The 19,287-nt window shown below is 58.5% G+C and carries 18 protein-coding genes and 1 tRNA gene; 3 read left to right on the forward strand and 16 right to left on the reverse strand.

Going from position 1 to position 19,287, the window contains the following annotated elements; genetic code table 11:
* Positions 1-191: 191 nt before the first annotated feature.
* The 7 genes from KCG45_RS12735 to KCG45_RS12765 all read right to left on the reverse strand — a co-directional run bounded on the left by KCG45_RS12735 (position 192) and on the right by KCG45_RS12765 (position 7,200).
* Complete coding sequence (locus KCG45_RS12735; RefSeq protein WP_218317691.1) at positions 192-974, reverse strand: MBL fold metallo-hydrolase; 783 nt, start codon at positions 972-974, stop codon at positions 192-194.
* Positions 971-1,747 carry a TatD family hydrolase gene (locus KCG45_RS12740; protein ID WP_218317692.1) on the reverse strand — a complete coding sequence of 259 codons (777 nt, stop codon included), beginning with the start codon at positions 1,745-1,747 and terminating at the stop codon, positions 971-973. The genes KCG45_RS12735 and KCG45_RS12740 overlap by 4 nt, the downstream gene beginning before the upstream one ends.
* A complete protein-coding gene (metG, locus tag KCG45_RS12745; protein ID WP_218317693.1) occupies positions 1,747-3,321 on the reverse strand; it encodes a methionine--tRNA ligase in 1,575 nt (524 codons plus the stop codon). Before metG ends, KCG45_RS12740 begins: the two co-directional genes overlap by 1 nt.
* Entirely contained in the window at positions 3,314-4,282 is a 969-nt protein-coding gene (locus KCG45_RS12750; RefSeq protein WP_218317694.1) for a DNA polymerase III delta subunit-related protein, read from the reverse strand. Before KCG45_RS12750 ends, metG begins: the two co-directional genes overlap by 8 nt.
* On the reverse strand, positions 4,279-4,944 hold the full coding sequence (tmk, locus tag KCG45_RS12755) for a dTMP kinase (protein WP_218317695.1): 666 nt from the start codon (positions 4,942-4,944) through the stop codon (positions 4,279-4,281). Before tmk ends, KCG45_RS12750 begins: the two co-directional genes overlap by 4 nt.
* A complete protein-coding gene (locus tag KCG45_RS12760) occupies positions 4,941-6,041 on the reverse strand; it encodes a D-alanyl-D-alanine carboxypeptidase family protein (protein WP_218317696.1) in 1,101 nt (366 codons plus the stop codon). Before KCG45_RS12760 ends, tmk begins: the two co-directional genes overlap by 4 nt.
* Positions 6,042-6,165: 124 nt before the next feature.
* A complete protein-coding gene (locus KCG45_RS12765) occupies positions 6,166-7,200 on the reverse strand; it encodes a lytic murein transglycosylase (RefSeq protein WP_218317697.1) in 1,035 nt (344 codons plus the stop codon).
* A gap of 153 nt (positions 7,201-7,353) precedes the next feature.
* On the opposite strand from KCG45_RS12765, the gene KCG45_RS12770 reads away from it, so the two are divergent.
* Both KCG45_RS12770 and KCG45_RS12775 read left to right on the forward strand, forming a co-directional pair.
* A tRNA-Ser gene (locus KCG45_RS12770) sits at positions 7,354-7,443 on the forward strand.
* Between the two features lie 360 nt (positions 7,444-7,803).
* Positions 7,804-9,417, forward strand: a complete 1,614-nt coding sequence (locus KCG45_RS12775) for a putative bifunctional diguanylate cyclase/phosphodiesterase (protein ID WP_218317698.1) — start codon at positions 7,804-7,806, stop codon at positions 9,415-9,417.
* Positions 9,418-9,435: 18 nt separating this feature from the next.
* On the opposite strand, the gene KCG45_RS12780 is transcribed toward KCG45_RS12775, so the two are convergent.
* From KCG45_RS12780 to KCG45_RS12800, 5 genes are all read right to left on the reverse strand, one after another.
* The gene (locus tag KCG45_RS12780; RefSeq protein ID WP_218317699.1) at positions 9,436-9,624 is read right to left on the reverse strand and encodes a hypothetical protein; all 189 of its coding nucleotides are present in this window, start codon (positions 9,622-9,624) and stop codon (positions 9,436-9,438) included.
* Between the two features lie 15 nt (positions 9,625-9,639).
* Positions 9,640-11,055, reverse strand: a complete 1,416-nt coding sequence (gene lpdA / locus KCG45_RS12785; protein WP_218317700.1) for a dihydrolipoyl dehydrogenase — start codon at positions 11,053-11,055, stop codon at positions 9,640-9,642.
* A gap of 188 nt (positions 11,056-11,243) precedes the next feature.
* On the reverse strand, positions 11,244-11,621 hold the full coding sequence (locus tag KCG45_RS12790) for an acyl-CoA thioesterase (RefSeq protein WP_218317701.1): 378 nt from the start codon (positions 11,619-11,621) through the stop codon (positions 11,244-11,246).
* A gap of 4 nt (positions 11,622-11,625) precedes the next feature.
* Complete coding sequence (locus KCG45_RS12795; protein ID WP_218317702.1) at positions 11,626-12,105, reverse strand: hypothetical protein; 480 nt, start codon at positions 12,103-12,105, stop codon at positions 11,626-11,628.
* Positions 12,102-13,529 (reverse strand): 2-oxo acid dehydrogenase subunit E2, encoded by a 1,428-nt coding sequence (locus tag KCG45_RS12800; RefSeq protein ID WP_218317703.1) that lies wholly within the window; start codon positions 13,527-13,529, stop codon positions 12,102-12,104. The genes KCG45_RS12795 and KCG45_RS12800 overlap by 4 nt, the downstream gene beginning before the upstream one ends.
* 127 nt (positions 13,530-13,656) lie before the next feature.
* On the opposite strand from KCG45_RS12800, the gene KCG45_RS12805 reads away from it, so the two are divergent.
* Entirely contained in the window at positions 13,657-14,109 is a 453-nt protein-coding gene (locus KCG45_RS12805; protein WP_218317704.1) for a universal stress protein, read from the forward strand.
* On the opposite strand, the gene KCG45_RS12810 is transcribed toward KCG45_RS12805, so the two are convergent.
* From KCG45_RS12810 to phaR, 4 genes are all read right to left on the reverse strand, one after another.
* Positions 14,106-14,621, reverse strand: coding sequence for a peroxiredoxin-like family protein (locus KCG45_RS12810; RefSeq protein ID WP_218317705.1), 516 nt, complete (start codon positions 14,619-14,621; stop codon positions 14,106-14,108). The two genes, KCG45_RS12805 and KCG45_RS12810, sit on opposite strands and share 4 nt — an antisense overlap.
* 47 nt (positions 14,622-14,668) lie before the next feature.
* Entirely contained in the window at positions 14,669-16,966 is a 2,298-nt protein-coding gene (rnr, locus tag KCG45_RS12815; protein WP_218317706.1) for a ribonuclease R, read from the reverse strand.
* An 85-nt stretch (positions 16,967-17,051) separates the two neighbouring features.
* Positions 17,052-18,596 (reverse strand): proline--tRNA ligase, encoded by a 1,545-nt coding sequence (proS, locus tag KCG45_RS12820; RefSeq protein ID WP_218317707.1) that lies wholly within the window; start codon positions 18,594-18,596, stop codon positions 17,052-17,054.
* Between the two features lie 61 nt (positions 18,597-18,657).
* Positions 18,658-19,233 carry a polyhydroxyalkanoate synthesis repressor PhaR gene (phaR, locus tag KCG45_RS12825; protein ID WP_218317708.1) on the reverse strand — a complete coding sequence of 192 codons (576 nt, stop codon included), beginning with the start codon at positions 19,231-19,233 and terminating at the stop codon, positions 18,658-18,660.
* Positions 19,234-19,287 lie beyond the last annotated feature (54 nt).

Consider the following 19,287-nt stretch of genomic DNA (forward strand, 5'->3'; position numbering starts at 1 on the left):
ATGTTAAATTGGATATGGATCGTATCGCTAGATGAAGAAGCTGACGACGAAAAACCCGCCCGCAAAGATCGCCACCCACACGAGAACCATTTGAAAGATCTTACTGAACCCAAGCTTGAAGGAAGCCAGCGCACTTCCGGCCAGAACGAGCCAGCCAAGCAATGCGACGATTGAAATGATGCTCATTTCGGTCATGCAACAACCTCCAAACCGTCATATCCGACAATCACACCTTCAGGTACTTCATCCACGAGCGTTTGATAGTCCATGCTCTTATCAAGATGGCTGAGGACAAGTGTCCCGGCACCGCACCTTTCAAACAGCTCGATAGCCATGGCCAGATGTGCATGCGTTGGATGCGGATCTCGGCGAAGGCAATCGCTCACAAGGACATCCACCCCGTCATACAATTCAATCATGTCATCGGAAATCGCACTGAAATCAGTTGCATACGCAATAGACTTGCCGTCCGATTCAAAGCGATATCCGGTAGTCTCACCCGGACCATGTTCCATCTGGCACCATTCGACACCAAATCCAGCCACAATACGCAGCCTGTCGAGCGTATCGAGATTGATGATAGTCGGATAACCATCCTGTCCGGCAAAAACATACCCAAACCGGTTCCGCAGGCGCCTGACCGTCTCGGTGGACGCGTATCCCGGTATCGGGCCACCGCGTCCGTAGCGCATCACCCTTAAATCATCGATCCCGTGGCAATGGTCAGCGTGATCGTGTGTCCAGAACACCGCGTCGATCGATGGTATCCTGTTAGCCAAGAGCTGGGCACGGCAGTCGCTCGAAGTGTCGATGAGCAAACGCGCCCCGGCATTGCTTTCAACTATGATAGAAACACGCGTTCGTCGATTGCGCGGCTCATCGGGGTCGCAATCCCCCCAATCTCCGGTCCCATCCGGGCCTCCGACACGCGGCACTCCCGTCGATGTGCCCGAGCCCAGCATGATGAGCTTCACAGTGCCGCCTTGTCGAATAGCCTGGCGAAATTCGCGGTCGTCTGCTCGGCCAGACCTTCACAATCTGTTTCACGCAGGGCTGCAACGAATCTGGCCGTGTCCGCGACGTAGGCCGGCTCGCACGGCCGACCGCGGTGCGGAACGGGCGCGAGGAACGGGCTATCGGTTTCGACGAGCAAGCGATCTTCGGGAACCTGTTTGGCGGCTTCCTGCAGGTCCTTTGCGTTTTTGAACGTGACGATTCCGGACAGAGATATCGTGAGACCCAGATCCAGCACCTTGCGCCCGAAATCGGCTGAAGCCGTAAAACAATGGATCAGGGCAGGAAACGCGCCCTTCTCCATTTCATCGTTCAGGATCTCGAAGGTGTCGTCCTCAGCATCACGGGTATGGATGATGATCGGCAGGCCGGTCTCGCGTGCAACTTCGATATGCATGCGGAACAGCTTTGCCTGCGTGTTTCGGTCGGAGTGCTCGTAATAATAATCGAGCCCGGTTTCGCCGATTCCGATAACCTTCGGGTTTTCGGTCGCCGCCAACAATGTGCTGCGGCCCAAGTCCTCATGCCCATTGGCCTCGTGCGGATGAATGCCAACACTGGCAAAGACATCGCTTTCGCGTGTTGCCGTCGCGACGACCTGCTGCCATTCGGACTGCTTGGTCGAGATATTGAGAAATGCCCCCACTCCGGCGGCACGGGCCCGCGTCAGCACGCCCTGCTGGTCTTCGACGATACCCTTATATTCCAGATGGCAGTGACTATCGACCAGCATCAATCCGCCTCTACCTCTTCAGCCAATTCCAGTCGCGGGAATATCGGTGTGGGCTTTCCAACAGTGGAGCCGGATTTCACAAGGCGTGAATACCAATCGGCATCCGACAAAGCGGCGTAATCGCGCTCGCCATCAGGAATTCCGAGCTGATCGAGCAAGCCTGCTGATTTCTCCGGAACGACCGGTTGAATTGCTATCGCGAGATCGCGCAGCGCCATGAAGAGCGTTTGTAAAACGACCCTCATGCGCTCGGGATCGGTCTTCTTAAGCGCCCATGGCGCCTGGTCATCGACATATTGATTGCAAGCATAAACTGCGCGGAGCCAAGCCTCTATACCCACGGAGAATGCGAGCTTCTCGAACTCCGATGGTAGAACGTGTCTGCAGGCGTCCGTGACTGCCATTTGAAGCGCGTCATCTACCGCATCGGTTTCGAACAGCTCAAGTTTCCCCTCGAGGTTCTTGGCGATCATCGAAAGCGTGCGCTGCGCCAAATTGCCGAACGAATTGGCCAGCTCGGCATTCGTGCGGGTAACGATAGCTTCGGGCGAGTAGCTGCCATCCTGTCCGAATGCGACTTCGCGCATAAGGAAGTAGCGCAGGGCATCGACACCGAATTGCTCGGCCAGTTGCGATGGGTCGGTAACATTGCCCAGCGATTTGGACTCTTTTTGGCCTCGATTGAGGAGAAAGCCGTGCCCAAACACCTTTTTGGGCAGCGGCAGGTCGGCGCTCATCAGGAAGGCCGGCCAATAAATCGTATGGAAACGGACAATGTCCTTGCCAATGATGTGAAGATCGGCGGGCCAGAATTCGCGCATGTCGGATGTATCATCAGGGAAACCCAGCCCCGTCAGGTAATTCGTAAGTGCGTCGACCCAGACATACATCACGTGATTGTCGCTGCCGGGAACTTTCACGCCCCAGTCGAAGCTTGTCCTGCTCACCGATAGATCGCGCAGGCCCTGCTCTACGAAGGCAATCATCTCGTTGCGACGACTTGCGGGTTCGAGAAAGGCGGGTGAGCGCAGCAATTCAAGCAGCCGGTCCTGATACTTGGACAACCGGAAAAACCAGCTTTCCTCCACCGTCCATTCGACAGGCGTGCCTTGTGGGGAGAGTTTCGCACCCCCCTCCCCCTCGGTCAGTTCGCTCTCGTCGTAATACGCCTCGTCACGGACAGAATACCATCCTTCGTAACGGTCGAGGTAGAGATCATCGGCTGCTTCCATGCGGCTCCATATAGCCTGGCTTGCCCTGTGATGATCATCTTCGACAGTGCGAATGAAGCGGTCGTAAGATATGTTAAGTTCATCGCACATCTCACGGAAATAGCTGGACATTTCATCGGCTAAGTCGCGCGCGGTTCGCCCTTGCTCTTCAGCTTTGCGAGCCATTTTCAAACCATGCTCGTCTGTCCCCGTCTGGAAACGGACCTTGCGGCCCATCAGTCGCTGAAAACGTGCGATCACGTCCGCCGAAATCGCCTCGTATGCGTGTCCGATATGCGGCCGTCCGTTAGGATAGCTAATTGCGGTCGTGATATAAAATGGATTGGAGTTCTGATCAGCCATTGGCAGGCTCGCTAGCCGCGCTCGCAGAGCTAAGCAAGGTTCCGATCCCCATGGCGAGCAGGCCGGTATCGAAGTTATAGGTTGGAGCCTGACCAGCGAGAGCGACCAGTTCGCCATGCGCGTCGATCAGAGGCTTGGCCTGTTCCGGCGCGCCTGCTTGCCGAGCGTGCTCCGCAACGATGGCCTGAGCGAGTTCCAGCACGGCCTGAATTCGGTCGCGGTCAGCGCGCGGCCCAATTACCCGTGCGAGCTCTCCCCGCGCCGCGAATGCGGGATCGCCATCGATGATGAGACGCTCGATCAGGTCAGCAAGTGGTCCCATGTCCTGATCCATGAACCGCATAGCCGCGCCGAAAGAGCCTTCGGCGGCGCGGATCGCGGCATCTCGCGCCGCGCTGTCCTTTGCCCCGCCTGTTTCATCCAGCATGCGACGAAGCTCATCATCGCTGAGCGTCGGAAACCTCAGTACCCGGCACCGGGAACGGATGGTGGCCAACAGACGCGAAGGGCGATGCGTCACCAGCATGAAGAACGTACCTTGAGGCGGCTCCTCGAGGCTCTTCAGAAGGGCATTCGATGCGCCCGGCTCCATATCATCCGCCGGATCGATGATGATGGCTCGACGGGCCCCCAGCGTCGGCCGGGTGGTCAGGCGTTTTTGCATCGCGCGAATCTGCGCGACCGAGATGTTGCGCTTCGTCTGGAAGGGTTTGCCCTCGTCCCGCTTTTTCTCTTCCTTCTCATCCTTGGGCAAATGGGTGAGAGTGAGGATGTCCGGGTGCTCGCGCTCAGGTTGGTGTACGCCAGGCTCCATGACCAGTTCACGCGCCGCCGCCACGGCGAAATCACGTTTGCCAAGCCCACTCTTCCCGGCAAGGATCCAGCCATGATGCATCCGGTCGCCCTCCATCGCGCGGCGCCATTCGCTCCAGGCAGTATCGTGGTTTCGCCAATCTATCACGCTGCGCTGCTTTCGAACAAAGGTTCAAGCGCTTTCAAGACCTCCGCATGCACGGCATCGGCGTCCCCGCTGCCGTCGATCACGGCGAAACCTTTTGGGTCGGCTTTGGCCAAGGCGTTGAAGCACGCGGCCACATTTCGGTGATATTCCGAACTCCGCCCGCCGATCGCGTCCACCTCATCACCGTCACGGATCGCCAAACGCTCTTCTACTTGGTCAGGATCGACCTCCAGCAAGATCGTCAGATCGGGCCTTAGGCCTCTGCTTCCGAAGTTATGCAGCGCGGTTATCGCCTCATCGCCGAGACCTCCGGCGCCGCCTTGGTATGCACGGCTTGAATCGACAAACCTGTCGCAAACAACCCATGTGCCGTTATCCATTGCCGGGCGAATGCGCCGCTCGACATGATCGGCGCGCGCAGCTGCGAACAGAAGCGCCTCGGCCCGTGCGCCCCAGCCCGCGTCGCCTTCTTCTCCCGGAGGATGGAGCAGCAAGTGCCGGATTGCTTCCGCTCCAGCGGTCCCACCAGGTTCACGCGTCACATCGACGGAAATGCCGCGCGAACGAAGTGCATCGGCGAGCAGTTTCGCCTGTGTCGATTTGCCTGCGCCCTCCCCCCCTTCAAAAGCGATGAATCGTCCGCGTTTCCCGCCATCGGTCATGAGAACCATCCAGCAATACCGTTGAATATCCGTGCAAAGAATCCCGCTTCATCCACGTTTTCGCGCGCGAGCAGCGGAATGCGTGCGGTGTCCATTCCGGCAACCTTTATCTCCAAGGTGGCGACCTTATCACCTGCTTTGATGGGCGCACGCAGCGGCCCGTCATAGATCGTCCGAATGTCGGGATTGCTCGCCTGCCCACTCGGTGCATTGACGAAGATTTCTCGGCCCACAATCACGCCCAATTGCCGCATTGATCCGCCCTGCACCTTCACGTGATCGATGACCGTATCTGCTCCATAGAGGAGCGTCTGATCGAATGCCTCGAAGCCCCATTCAACATATTGCCGGGCGGCGCGCGCGCGAAGCGAGCTACGCGGCGATCCGGCAATCACCAGCACAAGCCGCTGCTGACCGCGCTGAACGGTGCCAAGAAATCCGTAACCGGATTCGTTTGTGAACCCGGTCTTGATTCCGTCCGCACCGCGCACCCGTCCAAGCAGTGGGTCATGGTTCCGCTGGGTAATGCCGTTATAGGTGAATTGCTGCCTCCCGACATATCGCGCGAACTTGTCCGGATGACGGCGGATCATCGCCTCAGCCAGTTTTGCCAGGTCGGACGCCGTCGTAAATGTTCGCCCCTCGTCCGGCCAACCGTTGGGAGTGCCGAAGTGACTGTCTTTCATGCCGATTTCGCGGGCCTTAGCGTTCATGGCTGCGGTCCACTCGGCGACGGAGCCAGAATACGCCTCTGCCAAGGCAATCGAGCCATCGTTCGCGGAAACATTAGCGATACCAGCGATCAGATCATCGACAGTGACGCGCGCATCCGCAGGCAGGAACATGGTCGAACCCTTCATGCTCCATTCTCGCCAACTGTCCGGGTTCAAGGTGATCACCTGCCGCGGATCCAGGCGGCCTTCCTCGATCAGCTCGAAAGCGAGGAAGATCGTCATGGCTTTCGTTATCGAGGCGGGGATGAACCGGCGATCGGGATTGCGTGCGTGCAGAATCTGACCTGAGCTCATATCCAAGAGCAGCGCAATAGGGGCATCCTCCGGGGATGCCGGACCTATTTGCGCAGCGCTCTGAGCCATTGCTTCTGTCTCGCCTGCGGACAGGAAGACAAGGGCGAAGGCAGCCGGGATTGATCGAAGCAGGTAAGAATTCACACGCGTGATATAGCTGGAGCGCGTCCGCTTTGCGAGGATCGCAGACGCTTTAGTTCACTATTTCATCTGCGAGCAAGCCAACGCTCATCGCGTAATAATTCGAGCAATTGTACTCCAGGATTACACGGTAATTACCGGTGAGCAGCCAAGCCGGTGTCCCCGGGCCGTCAGGCTGGAACAATGATGCAAGCGTGTCATCAGGCATGGAACGCTGCAGCTGGATGCCCAGATCGCGCCATTCGCGTACCGTCTTCCACTGACTGTGTCGTTCGTGAACCCGCGGACAAACCTGCGCTTTTAATTCGGTCTTGTAAGCATCGACATTGAAGCCGCTGGGCACATAGGCACGCACTCCCCACGGTTGACCGGTACGCCAACCCGCATCGCGGAAATAATTCGCTATCGAGGCGAAGGTGTCGGCGCGGTTGGTGAAGATGTTGGCACGCCCATCACCATCACCGTCCGACGCCAGGCGGAGATAAACCGACGGCAGAAATTGCGGGTTTCCGAATGCGCCTGCGTAACTTCCCACGAGCTGGTCACGCGAATATCCTTTATCCGCGACTTTCATCAGGGCGATGAACTCACCCGAAAACAGCTCCCTGCGGCGCCCTTCCCAAGCCAGGGTCGCAAGGCTGCGCGCAAGATCGAAATTGCCCCGTATCCGGCCATAGCTTGTCTCGTGGCCAAAAATGGCGACGATAATTTCGGCTGGCACGCCGTATCGTTGCTCCGCTGCCCGAAGCTGGCTGCGGTTCTCCCGGAAAACAGCCCGGCCCCCGGCAATACGGGTCGAGTTCACATGTGTAGATATGTAGGGGGCAAGCGCAGGGTAACCACGGCGGGTCGGACTTCCCGGTTGCCCGCGATCCAGACGGATCACGCGGTCGTTTGGTGTCAGCCCCGCCGTCATCCGCTGGATCGTAGCTTCGCTCACACCTTCTGCTCTGGCGCGTGCTTTGAGCACCTCCAAGTACGCGTCGAAGGAAACACCATCCACAGCCTCGCTCTGCGCAAAGCCTGGGGCCGCGGGGGCTGAAAGCGAAAGGAGGGCGACGGCGGCGAAAAGAGAACGAATAATCATCCCGCTCATTTCTCACACTTTTCATGAATTCCCAACAACCGATATCGCTTTCGTGCGCATCAATGCGAGACGAAAAGAATGCGCAAATATCGGAATTGATGAACCGAAAAGCGTGACAAGCGAAGCACATGCCATTAGCGCGCTTTCCCGAGCGGACAGGTGGCAGAGCGGTTGAATGCACCGGTCTTGAAAACCGGCAAGGGTGCAAGCCCTTCGTGGGTTCGAATCCCACCCTGTCCGCCAATCCGTCCAATGTGATCCACCTCGCCCTGATGGTCTTGGACCAAGCGGTAGAGCTTATGCGTCATCGCGAATCAGAGTCGGAAGAAATGATGATGCGTTGCGGCCATCGGCTCGGAAGCTTTTACCGACCGTAGCCTTCGCACACAGTCGACATATCGGGGCGTTCACTTCGCGGTAACCAGCGATCTCGGCAGATCAGCTCCACTTTTTCACACGATAGCCTGCCTGAACCTCTCCTCCGACGCGCCTCTATTTCTTACTATTTTAACGATGTCGGTAAACTTCGTTTCAGAGGTCTACGGCGTAGAATTGATCGGTGATCGGCGTGCGCAACGCGCCCGAGGGCATCGGATCGGAGCTATGAAGGCATTTTCATGGGGGGCAGCCGTAGCGGCTTTGGCATTGGCCAGCAGTACGCCTGCGGTCAGTGCTACGCCTTTGCTCGGTCCCATGAATGGACAGGCTGCACAGATTTCCCAATCTCTGGGTTCGCCCCAGCGACCCTCAGCATCGGCGGACACTCGGACCACTGCCGCCCGCCTAGACGTCGCCCAGCAACACAATCGCCTGCTGACGATCATAGTCGCGCTCGCATCTGTCGCCTGCGCGGTCCTGTTAATCGTGCTTCGTACGGTTTCGACCAACCGGGCCGCGATAACTGCCGCTAACGAACAGCTTCTGTACATCACTCAGCATGATAGCCTGACCGAGCTATTTGCGCGCGATCATTTCCGCGCATTGCTGGACCGCGAAGTCGCAGATTGCAGAGAGTCCGGGGAACCCTCTGCCTTCATGCTCATCGACCTCGACCGATTTAAGCAGGTCAACGATGTCTATGGTCATGCGGTTGGCGATAGCCTGCTCTGCGAGACTGCAAAGCGGTTTCGTAAAGCCGCCGGAGACAATGCCGTGATCGGACGCTTGGGAGGAGACGAATTTGGTGTCTTCCTCCCCCATGCAGCGTCTATGGAACAGGCAGAGCGGATCGCTGCAAAGATCATCGCAGAGGTCGGCAGGGGTTTTCAGATCGAGGGCAAGGAAGTGTCTATCGGTGCATCGCTCGGCATAACCGAAATCGGGCCTGATGTGCCGTCCACCAGCCTTCTTATGACCAATGCTGACCTCGCATTGTACGAGGCCAAAAATCAAGGCCGCGGCACCTATGCAACCTATCGAAAGGAAATGCGCGGACGTTTGGAGGACCGTGCGCAGCTTGAAACAGATCTCCAATTCGCACTGCAACGTGATGAAATCACGGTATTTTACCAACCCATGTTCGACGCTGCCAGTTCGCAAATTCTCTGTTATGAGGCTCTGATGCGTTGGACGCACCCAGATCGTGGTTCTGTGTCGCCATCCGATTTCATTCCTATTGCTGAAGAAAATTTGCTGATCGACGAGCTTGGAGAGTGGCTACTGAAAGAGGCATGTGCAGAAGCAGTGAAGTGGCCGCAGACGGTGAAGCTCGCCGTCAACGTTTCGAAGTTGCAGCTGATGAACCATCGCTTCTTCGCGACCGTGGTCGAAGCGTTGTCAGCCAGCGGGTTGGCGCCGCATCGCCTCGTCCTGGAGCTTACAGAAGCGATCGTTTTCGAACTCGAGGACGAATTGCAGCAATTGATTCAGAATCTCAGCGATATCGGAGTGTCTTTCGCGCTTGACGATTTCGGGAGCGGGTATTCATCGCTCAACTACATCGACAAGATGCGGTTCTCGATGATCAAGATCGATCCCGAGTTCGTGCGATCCTCCGCCGCAGGCTCATTGAACAGTCAGGCGGTTGTCACGGCGGTTGTCTCGATGGCGAATTCGCTCGATATGGTTGTCGCCGCCGAGGGTATCGAGGCAGGCGACCAGGCGGATGCGATGCGTGCACTCGGATGCACCTGTTTTCAGGGGTACCATTTCGCCAAACCTTCAGCATCGGTCTCACCCATGCCCGCAAACACGACGAGCGATCGACAGGTCGCCTAACCCACGCCAACAATGCGCTTAGTCAGCGTCGGGCTTCGACATGTGCTCCAAGCGATCAACGTCGTGGACTTCCGCTTGCGCATCTCCCCACATCACAAGCGAGGGGGCGAAGTGCTTGTCCTTAGGGAACATCTGCCCCTTAAGGTGTGCGATGAGATCGTCCTTGCTCAGGAACGGGTTATCTGCGGGCTTTTCGGGCTCGGTCATCGATTTGTTGATTAATCAGTAATGCAGCGCGCGACCATACGCGTCGAGCACGCTTTCATGCATCATTTCCGATAGCGTCGGATGCGGGAACACCGTCTGCATCAACTCGGCCTCGGTCGTCTCAAGCACTTTCCCGACCGTATACCCCTGGATCAGCTCGGTGACTTCGGCACCGACCATATGTGCGCCGAGCAGCTCGCCGGTCTTGGAGTCGAAGACGGTCTTGATGAAGCCTTCGGCCTCGCCGAGCGCGATCGCCTTGCCATTGCCGATGAAGGGGAAATTGCCGACCTTGATGTCGTAGCCAGCTTCCTTCGCTCTTGCCTCTGTCATGCCGACGCTGGCGACCTGCGGATGGCAATAGGTGCATCCCGGTATCGCGTTTCTGTCGAGTGGGTGCGGATGGACATCCTTGTTGCCAAGCTCCTGGGCAATCGCCTCTGCGCAGGTAACACCTTCATGGCTGGCCTTGTGCGCAAGCCACGGTCCTGGCGTGCAATCGCCGATCGCCCACAATCCCTTCGATTTGGTGCGGCCGTAATCGTCGATCTGGATGAACCCGCGCTCCATGTCCGCGAGCTTCTCAAGGCCTGCATTTTCAGTGTTGGGGACGATGCCGATTGCGACGATCACGTGGCTGAAATCTGTCGTCTCCGTTTTGCCCGCCTTGTCCTTGATCGTCGCGGTGACGCCTTTTGCGCCGACTTTCAGGTCTTCGACACCCGCCCCGGTCATGATCGTCATGCCCTGTTTTTTGAGGTTCTTCTCTAGGAAAGTCGAAACATCCGCGTCTTCGACCGGCACGATGCGGTCGAGCATCTCGACCACGGTCACATCGACGCCGATGTCGTTGTAGAAGCTTGCAAACTCGATCCCGATCGCCCCCGATCCGATCACCAGCAGCTTGGTCGGCTGTTCAGGTGGAACCATGGCGTGACGATAGGTCCACACCCGCTTGCCATCGGCAGGAGCAAACGGCAGATCGCGCGCGCGGGCGCCAGTGGCGACGATGACGTGCTTCGCGGACAGCTTCTCTTCGCCCTTCTCGCCCTTGACCGTCAGGCTGGTGGGGCCCGTCAGCGTCCCCTCCCCCATGTGCACCGCGATCTTGTTCTTCTTCATCAGGTGCCCGACGCCCTGGTTGAGCTGTTTGGCGACACCGCGGCTGCGTTTCACGATCGCGTCGAGATCCGCCTCGATCTTGCCCGCGACCTTCAGGCCGTAGCTGCTCGCCTGATCCATGTAGTGCTTGATCTCGGCCGAGCGCAGCATCGCCTTGGTCGGGATGCAGCCCCAATTGAGGCAGATACCGCCGAGGTTCTCGCGCTCTACGATGGCGGTTTGGAGGCCCAGTTGGGCGCATCGGATTGCCGCGACGTAGCCGCCGGGGCCCGAGCCAAGAACGACGACGTCATACGAGGTGTCAGCCATTGATCAGTTCCTTGGGCAGGTGATTTCGAAGGGATGGGACGGACGGAGACATGGACCGCATGTTACACGGTCCTGAGCGGGAAAACTGCACTGATTTAGAGGGATAATTTGGAACGCGGTGAGTCACGAGGGATGCAGCCTGAAACACCCGCATTCCATGCCATAGCAAGGTGCGTGTAGGACAGTGGTCAATCGTCAGTTCCATGGACCAATCTCGGCTTGTCATCGTCATCCAGCAGTACAAATTTGAATGTCCCGTGAGAGACTTTGGTCGTCTCCTCACTGTTCCGGTCACGCGCGACGCCTTCAGCTTCGATGGTAAGCGAAGTGTTGCCGGTCACTGAGACTTTGCAATAGATCGAAAGCTCGTCGCCGACCGCCATTGCGCCAGGGAATGTGAAATCGGTGCCGTGGACGACGACCGCCTTGCCCTTGCCAACACGGCTTGCAAGCGAGCCTGCACCCAGAGCCATCTGCGCCATCAACCACCCTCCGAAGACCCCGCCATAAGGATTGAGATCAGTCGGCATCGCGGTCGCGCGGATCAGGGGGTCGCGATGATCCAAGAAATCAGCTCGCAATCAGTTCGATGAAGTTTTCGTTGACCCAGCCCGATTTGCATGGACCCTCATAGGGTCGGACGCTCGGGACGGGAGAACCCGTTCCGCAGCGCTCCTCGCCCTGCCCCTGGTTTTCGCCCTCGCCGGCCGGCGCGTAGACGATCCCGATCCAGTTGCCGACTTGCTGGCACATCGACACGCCGCGGCCAGCGCCAAGCTGGTCAACCACTTCAGCGCCGCCGGATGGCGCCGCACGAACTGGCAATTCGCGGTTGTTATTTGCGTTGAGGTTCGTCACGCGGCCGTACCCCGCACAGGCATCAAAACGCGGTCCGTCGAAGCCGATCTGGACCGACCGGGCCGGCGTTCCAGCCTCGATAGTCCGGGCCGTTGGTGCGGTCGTATCGCGCTCATCACCCTGAGCGCATGCGGTCACTGTCAGCGCCGCCGCTATAATGCCGACCCAGAACCGACTTCGGTCTTTCGTCAAACCACCAATCCCATCGGGTTTTCGCACAGCTGTTTGATTGCCTCCATCAATTGCGCACCATCCGCACCATCGATGGCCCGGTGGTCGAAGCTGCCACTGGCCGTCATGACGGTCGCGGCCTGCAGCGCCCCATCGACAATATAGGGACGCGGCTCGCCCGCTCCAACCGCCAGTATCATTCCCTGCGGCGGATTGATGACCGCGTCGAACTGTTTGATCCCGAACATACCGAGGTTGGACAGCGAAGCCGTACCACCCTGATATTCATGCGGCTGCAGTTTCCCATCGCGAGCCTTTCCGGCGAGTTCCTTCATTTCCTTCGAAATCTGAGCGAGCCCCTTTGTATCGGCCTCCGTGATAACGGGGGTGATGAGGCCTGAGGGTGCAGCGACGGCAACCGAGATATCGGCGCGCGTATATTTGTGCATCGTGTCGCCCTGATAGCTGACATTGCACTGCGGCACCCGCATCAACGCGCGGGCGAGTGCCTTGATTATCAGGTCATTCACCGACAGCTTGACGCCATCCGCCTCGAGGCTGGCATTAAGCTCTTTGCGCAGAGCCAGCAGCGGGTCGAGATTGATGTCCATCGCGAGGTAGTAATGCGGGACGGTTTGCTTGCTCTCGGTGAGACGCCGCGCGATCACCTTGCGCACGTTGGAAAGTTTCTCTTCCTCGTAAGGCGCGCCAAATTCACTTTCGGCAGGAGTCCTCGCCGGCGCGGCGGGTTTCGCCATGTTCTGTCTTGCGGCTGGCGCGCTCGCTGGATCGAAGCTTTCGACGTCGTTCTTCACAATGCGACCATTCGGACCCGTGCCAGTGACTGCCGAGAGGTCGATGCCTTTCTGCTCCGCGATCCGCTTGGCTAGCGGTGACGCAACGATGCGCTCGCCCGCTGATGCGGACGGCGAAGGTGCTGGTGCCGGTCTTGGGCTTGGTGCCGCGCTTGCTCCCGTGACGGAAGATGCTCCGCCGCCGCCCATCGCTTCTTCGACATCGCCTTTCGTTATCTTGCCATTCGGTCCAGTGCCTTCGATCTGAGCGAGGTCGACACCATTCGCCTCGGCCAGTTTGCGCGCAGTGGGGGTCGCGGCCGGTCCATCCGTGTCCGCGGGAGCTGGCGCTGGGCTGGACGCAGGTGCCTGGTCCTGTGACGGCGCGCTGATGTCGCCCGCATCCTCTCCCTCTTCGGCCAGCATCGCAATCACGGCGCCGACTGAAACGTTCTCGGTACCTTCTTCGACAACGATTGCGGCCAGGGTACCCTCATCGACGGCTTCGAATTCCATCGTTGCCTTGTCGGTTTCGATCTCGGCCATGATGTCGCCCGAATTGATCGTGTCGCCAACTTTCACGAGCCATTTCGCAAGCGTCCCTTCTTCCATCGTAGGCGATAATGCTGGCATCTTGATTTCTATGGCCATGGACTCGTCCATCTCCCTTGAGGCGTCTGCCTGTAGTCTCTGACGAATCCACAGGCTCGCGGCAAGACCTTGCATACGAAACCATTTGAAAGGATAGCTCGCAGAAGCAGGCTTCGGGAGGGTAGCGATGCGCACGTTTCTGGTGGTGACCGACGACAGTGAAGAAGCACGCTCTGCCTTGCGCTATGCAGCACGGCGCGCGGTCGCAGTCGATGGCGCGGTGCATATCCTCGCTCTGGTGCGGCAACAGAACGTCAGCGCGTTCGGGGCGGTCCAGGCTACGATCGAACAGGAAGCGCGCGACCGGGCTGAAATGCTGGCTCACGGTGTCGCCGGGAACCTGCTGGCTGAAAGCGGTATCATGCCGACGATTTCGGTGAAGATCGGCAATGGCCAGAAGATCGTCAGCGAATTTCTCGATGGGCACAGGGAAGTCGCCGCGCTGGTGCTGGGCGCGGCCAAGGGCAGCAGCCCGGGACCGCTGGTCCAGCATTTTTCAGCGCATGCGGGTGACCTCCCATGTCCGCTCTATGTCATCCCGGCCGATTACGACGAGACGAAAAGCGATCACGCCAATTAGGTCAACGTACCGCGGGTCGGGTAATCATTGTTCATCACGTAATCGAGGCCCTGCAGCAGCTGATCCAGTGGCGGGCGCGTGAACGGAGCGTTCTGGACACTGGCGAAATATAGCTCCCCATCCGGACGGATCACGAACAGCCCGGGTTCAGAAAAGACATCGGGTTCGTCGCTGTCGGGGCGCTTTTGCGAAATATACAGACCCCATTCTCGTGCGTTCTCTTCGCTCATGTCATAGGCGAGCGGCACGTCGCCGGTTTCCCATTCCTTGTCCACGACCATCGCCCGATCCTTGGCATCCATCGACACCGCGACGACATTTATCCCGCGCTCGGTGAACTCACCCAGCTTTCCGCCCAGCTCCTCCAGATACCCTTTACAGATCGGGCAGTGCCTGCCGCGATAGAACACCGCGAGTGTAAAGTTCTCGGGCGATTGCTTGGCAAGGTCGTATTGCGCGTCGATAGTCAGCGGCAGGTCGAGGGCGGGCACTTTCTGTCCGGGTCTCAGCATCTTGATCTCCTTCAACCAATCAATGTCTGCTGCGCCTGCGCGTTCCGCTATTTCTTGCGGCGCCCTTGATGGTGGATATTGCCGGGGCGGCCGCGCTTACCGGCCTGATATTTGCCCTTCGCAGGCCCCCCGGAGCCGCGCCGCTTCGTCTCCGGTCGCCGTCCGCGTGTCTCAATGGCGTTGCCATCGGCATCGACAGGGACGAATTTCAACGCGCCGGTCAGCGCGTTCGATTCAGCCAGTTTGAGTTTCAGCCGATCGCCGGGTGAATAGGTGGTACCAGATTTCTCGCCTATGAGGGTCTGCGACGCTTCATCATGGCGGAAATATTCGTCACCCAGCGTCGAAATCGGGACAAGCCCGTCTCCTCCCAAACCGACAATCGTGGCGAAGAAGCCAAAGCCCTGCACTCCAGTGATACGAGTATCGAAGGTTTCGCCTACGCGGCCCGAAAGCCATGCCGCAACATAACGATCAATCGTATCGCGCTCTGCCTCCATCGCGCGCCGTTCGGTCGTGCTGATCGCGTCGGAAATTTCCTGCAGGCTCGCACGATCCTTGTCAGACAGGCCCGAACCTTCGGGAAGCTCATTCGCAGGCTTCGGCTGCTCCAGCTTGTAACTGTCGACAAGCGCACGGTGGACCAGCAGATCGGCATAGCGCCGAATAGGAGAGGTAAAGTGCGCGTAGGAACCCAGCGCCAAGCCGAAATGTCCGGCATTTGCAGGGCCGTAATAGGCCTGCGTCTGGCTGCGCAGGACCGCCTCCATCACTTGGGCCTTTTCTGATTCATCAGTCACATCTTTGAGCATGCGGTTGAACAGCCCAGGTGTGACGATCTGCCCCAGCGCAAGCTTCTTACCCATGGTGGCCATATATTCGCGCAGCGCGAGCAGCTTTTCACGGCTCGGCGTTTCGTGAACGCGGTACACGACGGGTGAGCTTTTCGCCTCCAATGCCTTTGCCGCCGCGACATTTGCGGCAATCATGAAATCCTCGACCACGCGGTGGGCATCGAGCCGTTCGCGCACGGCGATCTCTTCGATTTGTCCTTCATCGTTGAGCATCACCCGGCGCTCGGGCAGATCCAGCTCCAGCGGATCGCGTTTCGCCCGCGCCGCAGCGAGCAGTTTCCACGCAGCCCAGAGGTTCGCAAGGTATTCTGGCGGAGCGCCTTTATCGACTGCGGCCTGAGCGTCTTCGTACGGAATGTTGTGGTGGATACGTACAATCGCGCGGGTGAAGCGAAATCCGGTGACATTGCCGCTTGCATCGATCTTGATATGGCAGGCCATCGCCGCGCGGTCTTCGTCTTCACGCAGAGAACATACATCGGCGGAAAGTATTTCAGGCAACATCGGAACGACCCGGTCGGGAAAATAGACCGAGTTGCCGCGCTTCCGCGCTTCCTTGTCCAGCGCCGATCCAGGACGGACATAATAGGAGACATCGGCGATGGCGATCAGCGCGTCGAACCCGCCCTGCTGATCGGGCTCTGCCCATATCGCGTCGTCATGGTCACGCGCATCTGCGGGATCGATGGCGACGATCGGCAAATGCCGCAGGTCTTCGCGTTTGTCCTCCGACAGCGGCAATTCGGCGGCACGCCGGGCCTCTTCGTGAACCGCCTCGGGAAAGACGTGCGGGATGCCGTGTTTGGCGATGGCAATCAGGCTAAAGCTTTTGGGGGCGAGCGGATCTCCGATGACTTCAACCACTTTTACGCCCGAGCGTTCGCTGCGCCCTGTCCGTTCGGCGAGCACCAGCTGGCCCGCTTCGGCCTCGCCCAGATCACTGATCGGCGATGACTGACGAATGCGCTTGTCTGTGGGCGCAAGCCATGCCTTGCCGCCGCCATCGATTTCCACAACGCCCAGCAAACCTTCGGTGCGGGCCGGCAGTTTCTTCATCGGATGGGCAATATAGCCGCTCTCACGTTCCTCTGTGCGAGCGAGAACGCGGTCGCCGCGTTTGTGAGCCGGAGCGCGCTTCCCGCCCTTCCCCTTCATCTCTTTCAGAGTGATGCGCGGCGGCTTTCCAGGTGCATCGTGCGACCAATTGTCCGGCTCTGCAATCGGTTCGCCGTCTTCGATTGCCACCACGCGAAGAACCGTGACCTTGGGCACACCGCCCATGCGGTGATACGCGGTCTTCTTGCCATCGATCAGGCCGTCTTCGGCCATGTCTTTCAGCAATTTCTTGAGCGCAATCTTCTCCTGTCCTTTCAGACCAAACGCTTTGGCAACCTCGCGTTTTCCCGCAGGCTTGTCCGAGGACTGGATGAATTCAAGGACTTGCGCCTTACTGGGCATACCCTGCGGACGCTGTTGATGTCGTTTTGCCATAGCGCCCGCCTATGGACGACTGCCCGGAGACTGTCACCTTTGATCATGTCGGGGCAGCGCCAACCGAACCGCAAGTCTCGGCTTTTCAGTATGCCCGTGCGACAAGAATCCGTTCGACAGCTTTTTCGCCGGTGAAGATGCAGACGCCGTCTGCGGGTTCGCTGCCGCGCGGAACATTTCGGATGGTGAGCTTTTCTGCTTTCAATTGTTCGACGACTTTTTCGAGAGCACTTCCGGTCGGTTTCGACCATTGCACCTCGACCCAGCCTGGATATTTGCCGTTCGATTTGTAGAATTGAACAACGTCTTTCCATTCGGTCACACCGCGCGTGATATTCGCATCGCGGCGGTCGCTGGCCTCGCGGAAGAGGCTGTCCTGAATGTCCTCGAGCAGCTGGCCAATCCCCGAAACAAATACGTCGCGGGAAACGAACTCGGTGGCGAGCTTGCCACTCTCGGTGTTCCAGAGCGTGTCGCGCCGGATGGCTGCCACCTTGCCGTTTTCCATATCGCGCGGGCCAACTTCAAGAATGATAGGGGCGCCCTTGCGCACCCAGTCCCAGCGTTTGGCAGAGGCCTTCCCCGGCATCTTGTCGAGCAAGACGCGAACGGGCTCGCCAAGAGCCTGATGCTTCGCCAGTCCTGCTCGCAAATCTTCGCAATAGGCGAGCAATGCGTCGTCCTCGGGCTTGTCACGGAGGATTGGCAGGATGATCACTTGATGCGGTGCGACGCGCGGGGGCACGCGTAATCCATCGTCATCGCCATGCGTCATTACGAGGCCGCCGACCAAGCGCGTCGACGTACCCCAGCTGGTGGTGTGGCAATGCTGCTGCGTGCCTTCGCGATCCTGATACTGGATGTTCGCGGCCTGCGCGAAATTGGTGCCGAGATAGTGAGAAGTTCCCGCCTGAAGCGCCTTGCCATCCTGCATCATGGCCTCGATCGACCACGTCTCATCCGCGCCTGGGAAGCGTTCATTTTCCGGTTTTTCACCTGCAATCACAGGCAGCGCGAGATCCTCTTCCACACAAGCACGGTACATTTCCAGCGCCCGGTGCGTCTCTTCCAGAGCATCCTCGCGCGTAGCGTGCGCGGTGTGACCCTCCTGCCAGAGAAACTCGCTGGTTCGCAGAAACATCCGTGTCCGCATTTCCCAGCGGACGACATTGGCCCACTGGTTGAGCATCAAGGGAAGGTCGCGCCAAGACTGTACCCAGCGGCTCATCGCATCGCCAATAATGGTTTCCGAAGTTGGCCGCACGACCAGCGGTTCTTCCAGCTTCGCTTCCGGGTCAGGGATCAGGCCGCCCTTCCCGTCCGCGATCAGGCGATGGTGCGTAACGACAGCCATTTCCTTGGCAAAGCCTTCGACGTGCGCGGCCTCGCGCTCGAAATTCGCCAGCGGGATGAAAATCGGGAAATAGGTATTCTGGACGCCCGCCTGTTTGATGCGGTCATCCATGAGGCGCTGGATACGCTCCCAGATGCCGTATCCCCACGGCTTGATAACCATGCAGCCGCGCACGCCGGATTCCTCGGCAAGATCGGCGGCACTGATGACTTCCTGATACCATTTGGCGAAGTCTTCTTCGCGCTTCACGTTCAGGGCGTGACGTATGTTGGACACGTGCGGTGATATTCCTGTCTGGATGAACTAGCGATAGGAGCTGGTGAAATCCGGCTTTGCTCTATTTGCTGAGCTCGTCCAGCTTCTTTTGCATGGCTGCCATCTGCTCGCGCATCGCTGCGATTTCATCATGCGGCGCCGGTGGCTGGCTTTCTGCATTCCGTTTGGCCGCAGCCGATTTCTTCTGACCGGGGATGAATGTTTCGGCGGCTGCGCGGACCATAGCCATGTTGGTTTCGTGGATCGCAGCCAGCGGCCCGGCCGAAAGCCCCTTTTCGAAAGCCTCGCGAATTTTCGACTGGTTCTCGCGAAAATTGGTCATGCTTGCTTCGAGATATGACGGCATCAGCGACTGCATCGAATTTCCGTACATCCCGATAAGCTGGCGAAGGAAGCTGACCGGAAGCATCTGCTCTCCGCTCGCCTCTTCATCCATGATGATCTGGGTCAGGATCTGATGGGTGATGTCATCGCCGCTTTTCGCATCGACCACTTGGAAATCGACATTTTCACGCACCATTTTGGCAAGATCATCGAGTGTGATGTAACTCGACGAACTCGTATTATACAGCCGGCGATTGGCGTATTTCTTGATGGTGATGCTTTCTCCTGCATCGGCAGTTGATTTTTTGGCCATTACGATCCCCGTTAAGCGTTGTTCGGAATGGCTTAGCACCTGCACAATGTGCAG

The sequence above is a fragment of the Erythrobacter ani genome, from assembly GCF_019204025.1.
GTDB classification, from domain to species: domain Bacteria; phylum Pseudomonadota; class Alphaproteobacteria; order Sphingomonadales; family Sphingomonadaceae; genus Erythrobacter; species Erythrobacter ani.

Excerpts from the sequence above, each read along its gene's own strand:
- KCG45_RS12740 (WP_218317692.1), bottom strand. The coding sequence starts at position 1,747 with ATGCTGGTCGATAGTCACTGCCATCTGGAATATAAGGGTATCGTCGAA.
- metG (WP_218317693.1), bottom strand. The coding sequence starts at position 3,321 with ATGGCTGATCAGAACTCCAATCCATTTTATATCACGACCGCAATTAGC.
- tmk (WP_218317695.1), bottom strand. The coding sequence starts at position 4,944 with ATGACCGATGGCGGGAAACGCGGACGATTCATCGCTTTTGAAGGGGGG.
- KCG45_RS12760 (WP_218317696.1), bottom strand. The coding sequence starts at position 6,041 with ATGGCTCAGAGCGCTGCGCAAATAGGTCCGGCATCCCCGGAGGATGCC.
- KCG45_RS12765 (WP_218317697.1), bottom strand. The coding sequence starts at position 7,200 with ATGATTATTCGTTCTCTTTTCGCCGCCGTCGCCCTCCTTTCGCTTTCA.
- KCG45_RS12775 (WP_218317698.1), top strand. The coding sequence starts at position 7,804 with ATGAAGGCATTTTCATGGGGGGCAGCCGTAGCGGCTTTGGCATTGGCC.
- KCG45_RS12780 (WP_218317699.1), bottom strand. The coding sequence starts at position 9,624 with ATGACCGAGCCCGAAAAGCCCGCAGATAACCCGTTCCTGAGCAAGGAC.
- lpdA (WP_218317700.1), bottom strand. The coding sequence starts at position 11,055 with ATGGCTGACACCTCGTATGACGTCGTCGTTCTTGGCTCGGGCCCCGGC.
- KCG45_RS12800 (WP_218317703.1), bottom strand. The coding sequence starts at position 13,529 with ATGGCCATAGAAATCAAGATGCCAGCATTATCGCCTACGATGGAAGAA.
- KCG45_RS12805 (WP_218317704.1), top strand. The coding sequence starts at position 13,657 with ATGCGCACGTTTCTGGTGGTGACCGACGACAGTGAAGAAGCACGCTCT.
- KCG45_RS12810 (WP_218317705.1), bottom strand. The coding sequence starts at position 14,621 with ATGCTGAGACCCGGACAGAAAGTGCCCGCCCTCGACCTGCCGCTGACT.
- rnr (WP_218317706.1), bottom strand. The coding sequence starts at position 16,966 with ATGGCAAAACGACATCAACAGCGTCCGCAGGGTATGCCCAGTAAGGCG.
- phaR (WP_218317708.1), bottom strand. The coding sequence starts at position 19,233 with ATGGCCAAAAAATCAACTGCCGATGCAGGAGAAAGCATCACCATCAAG.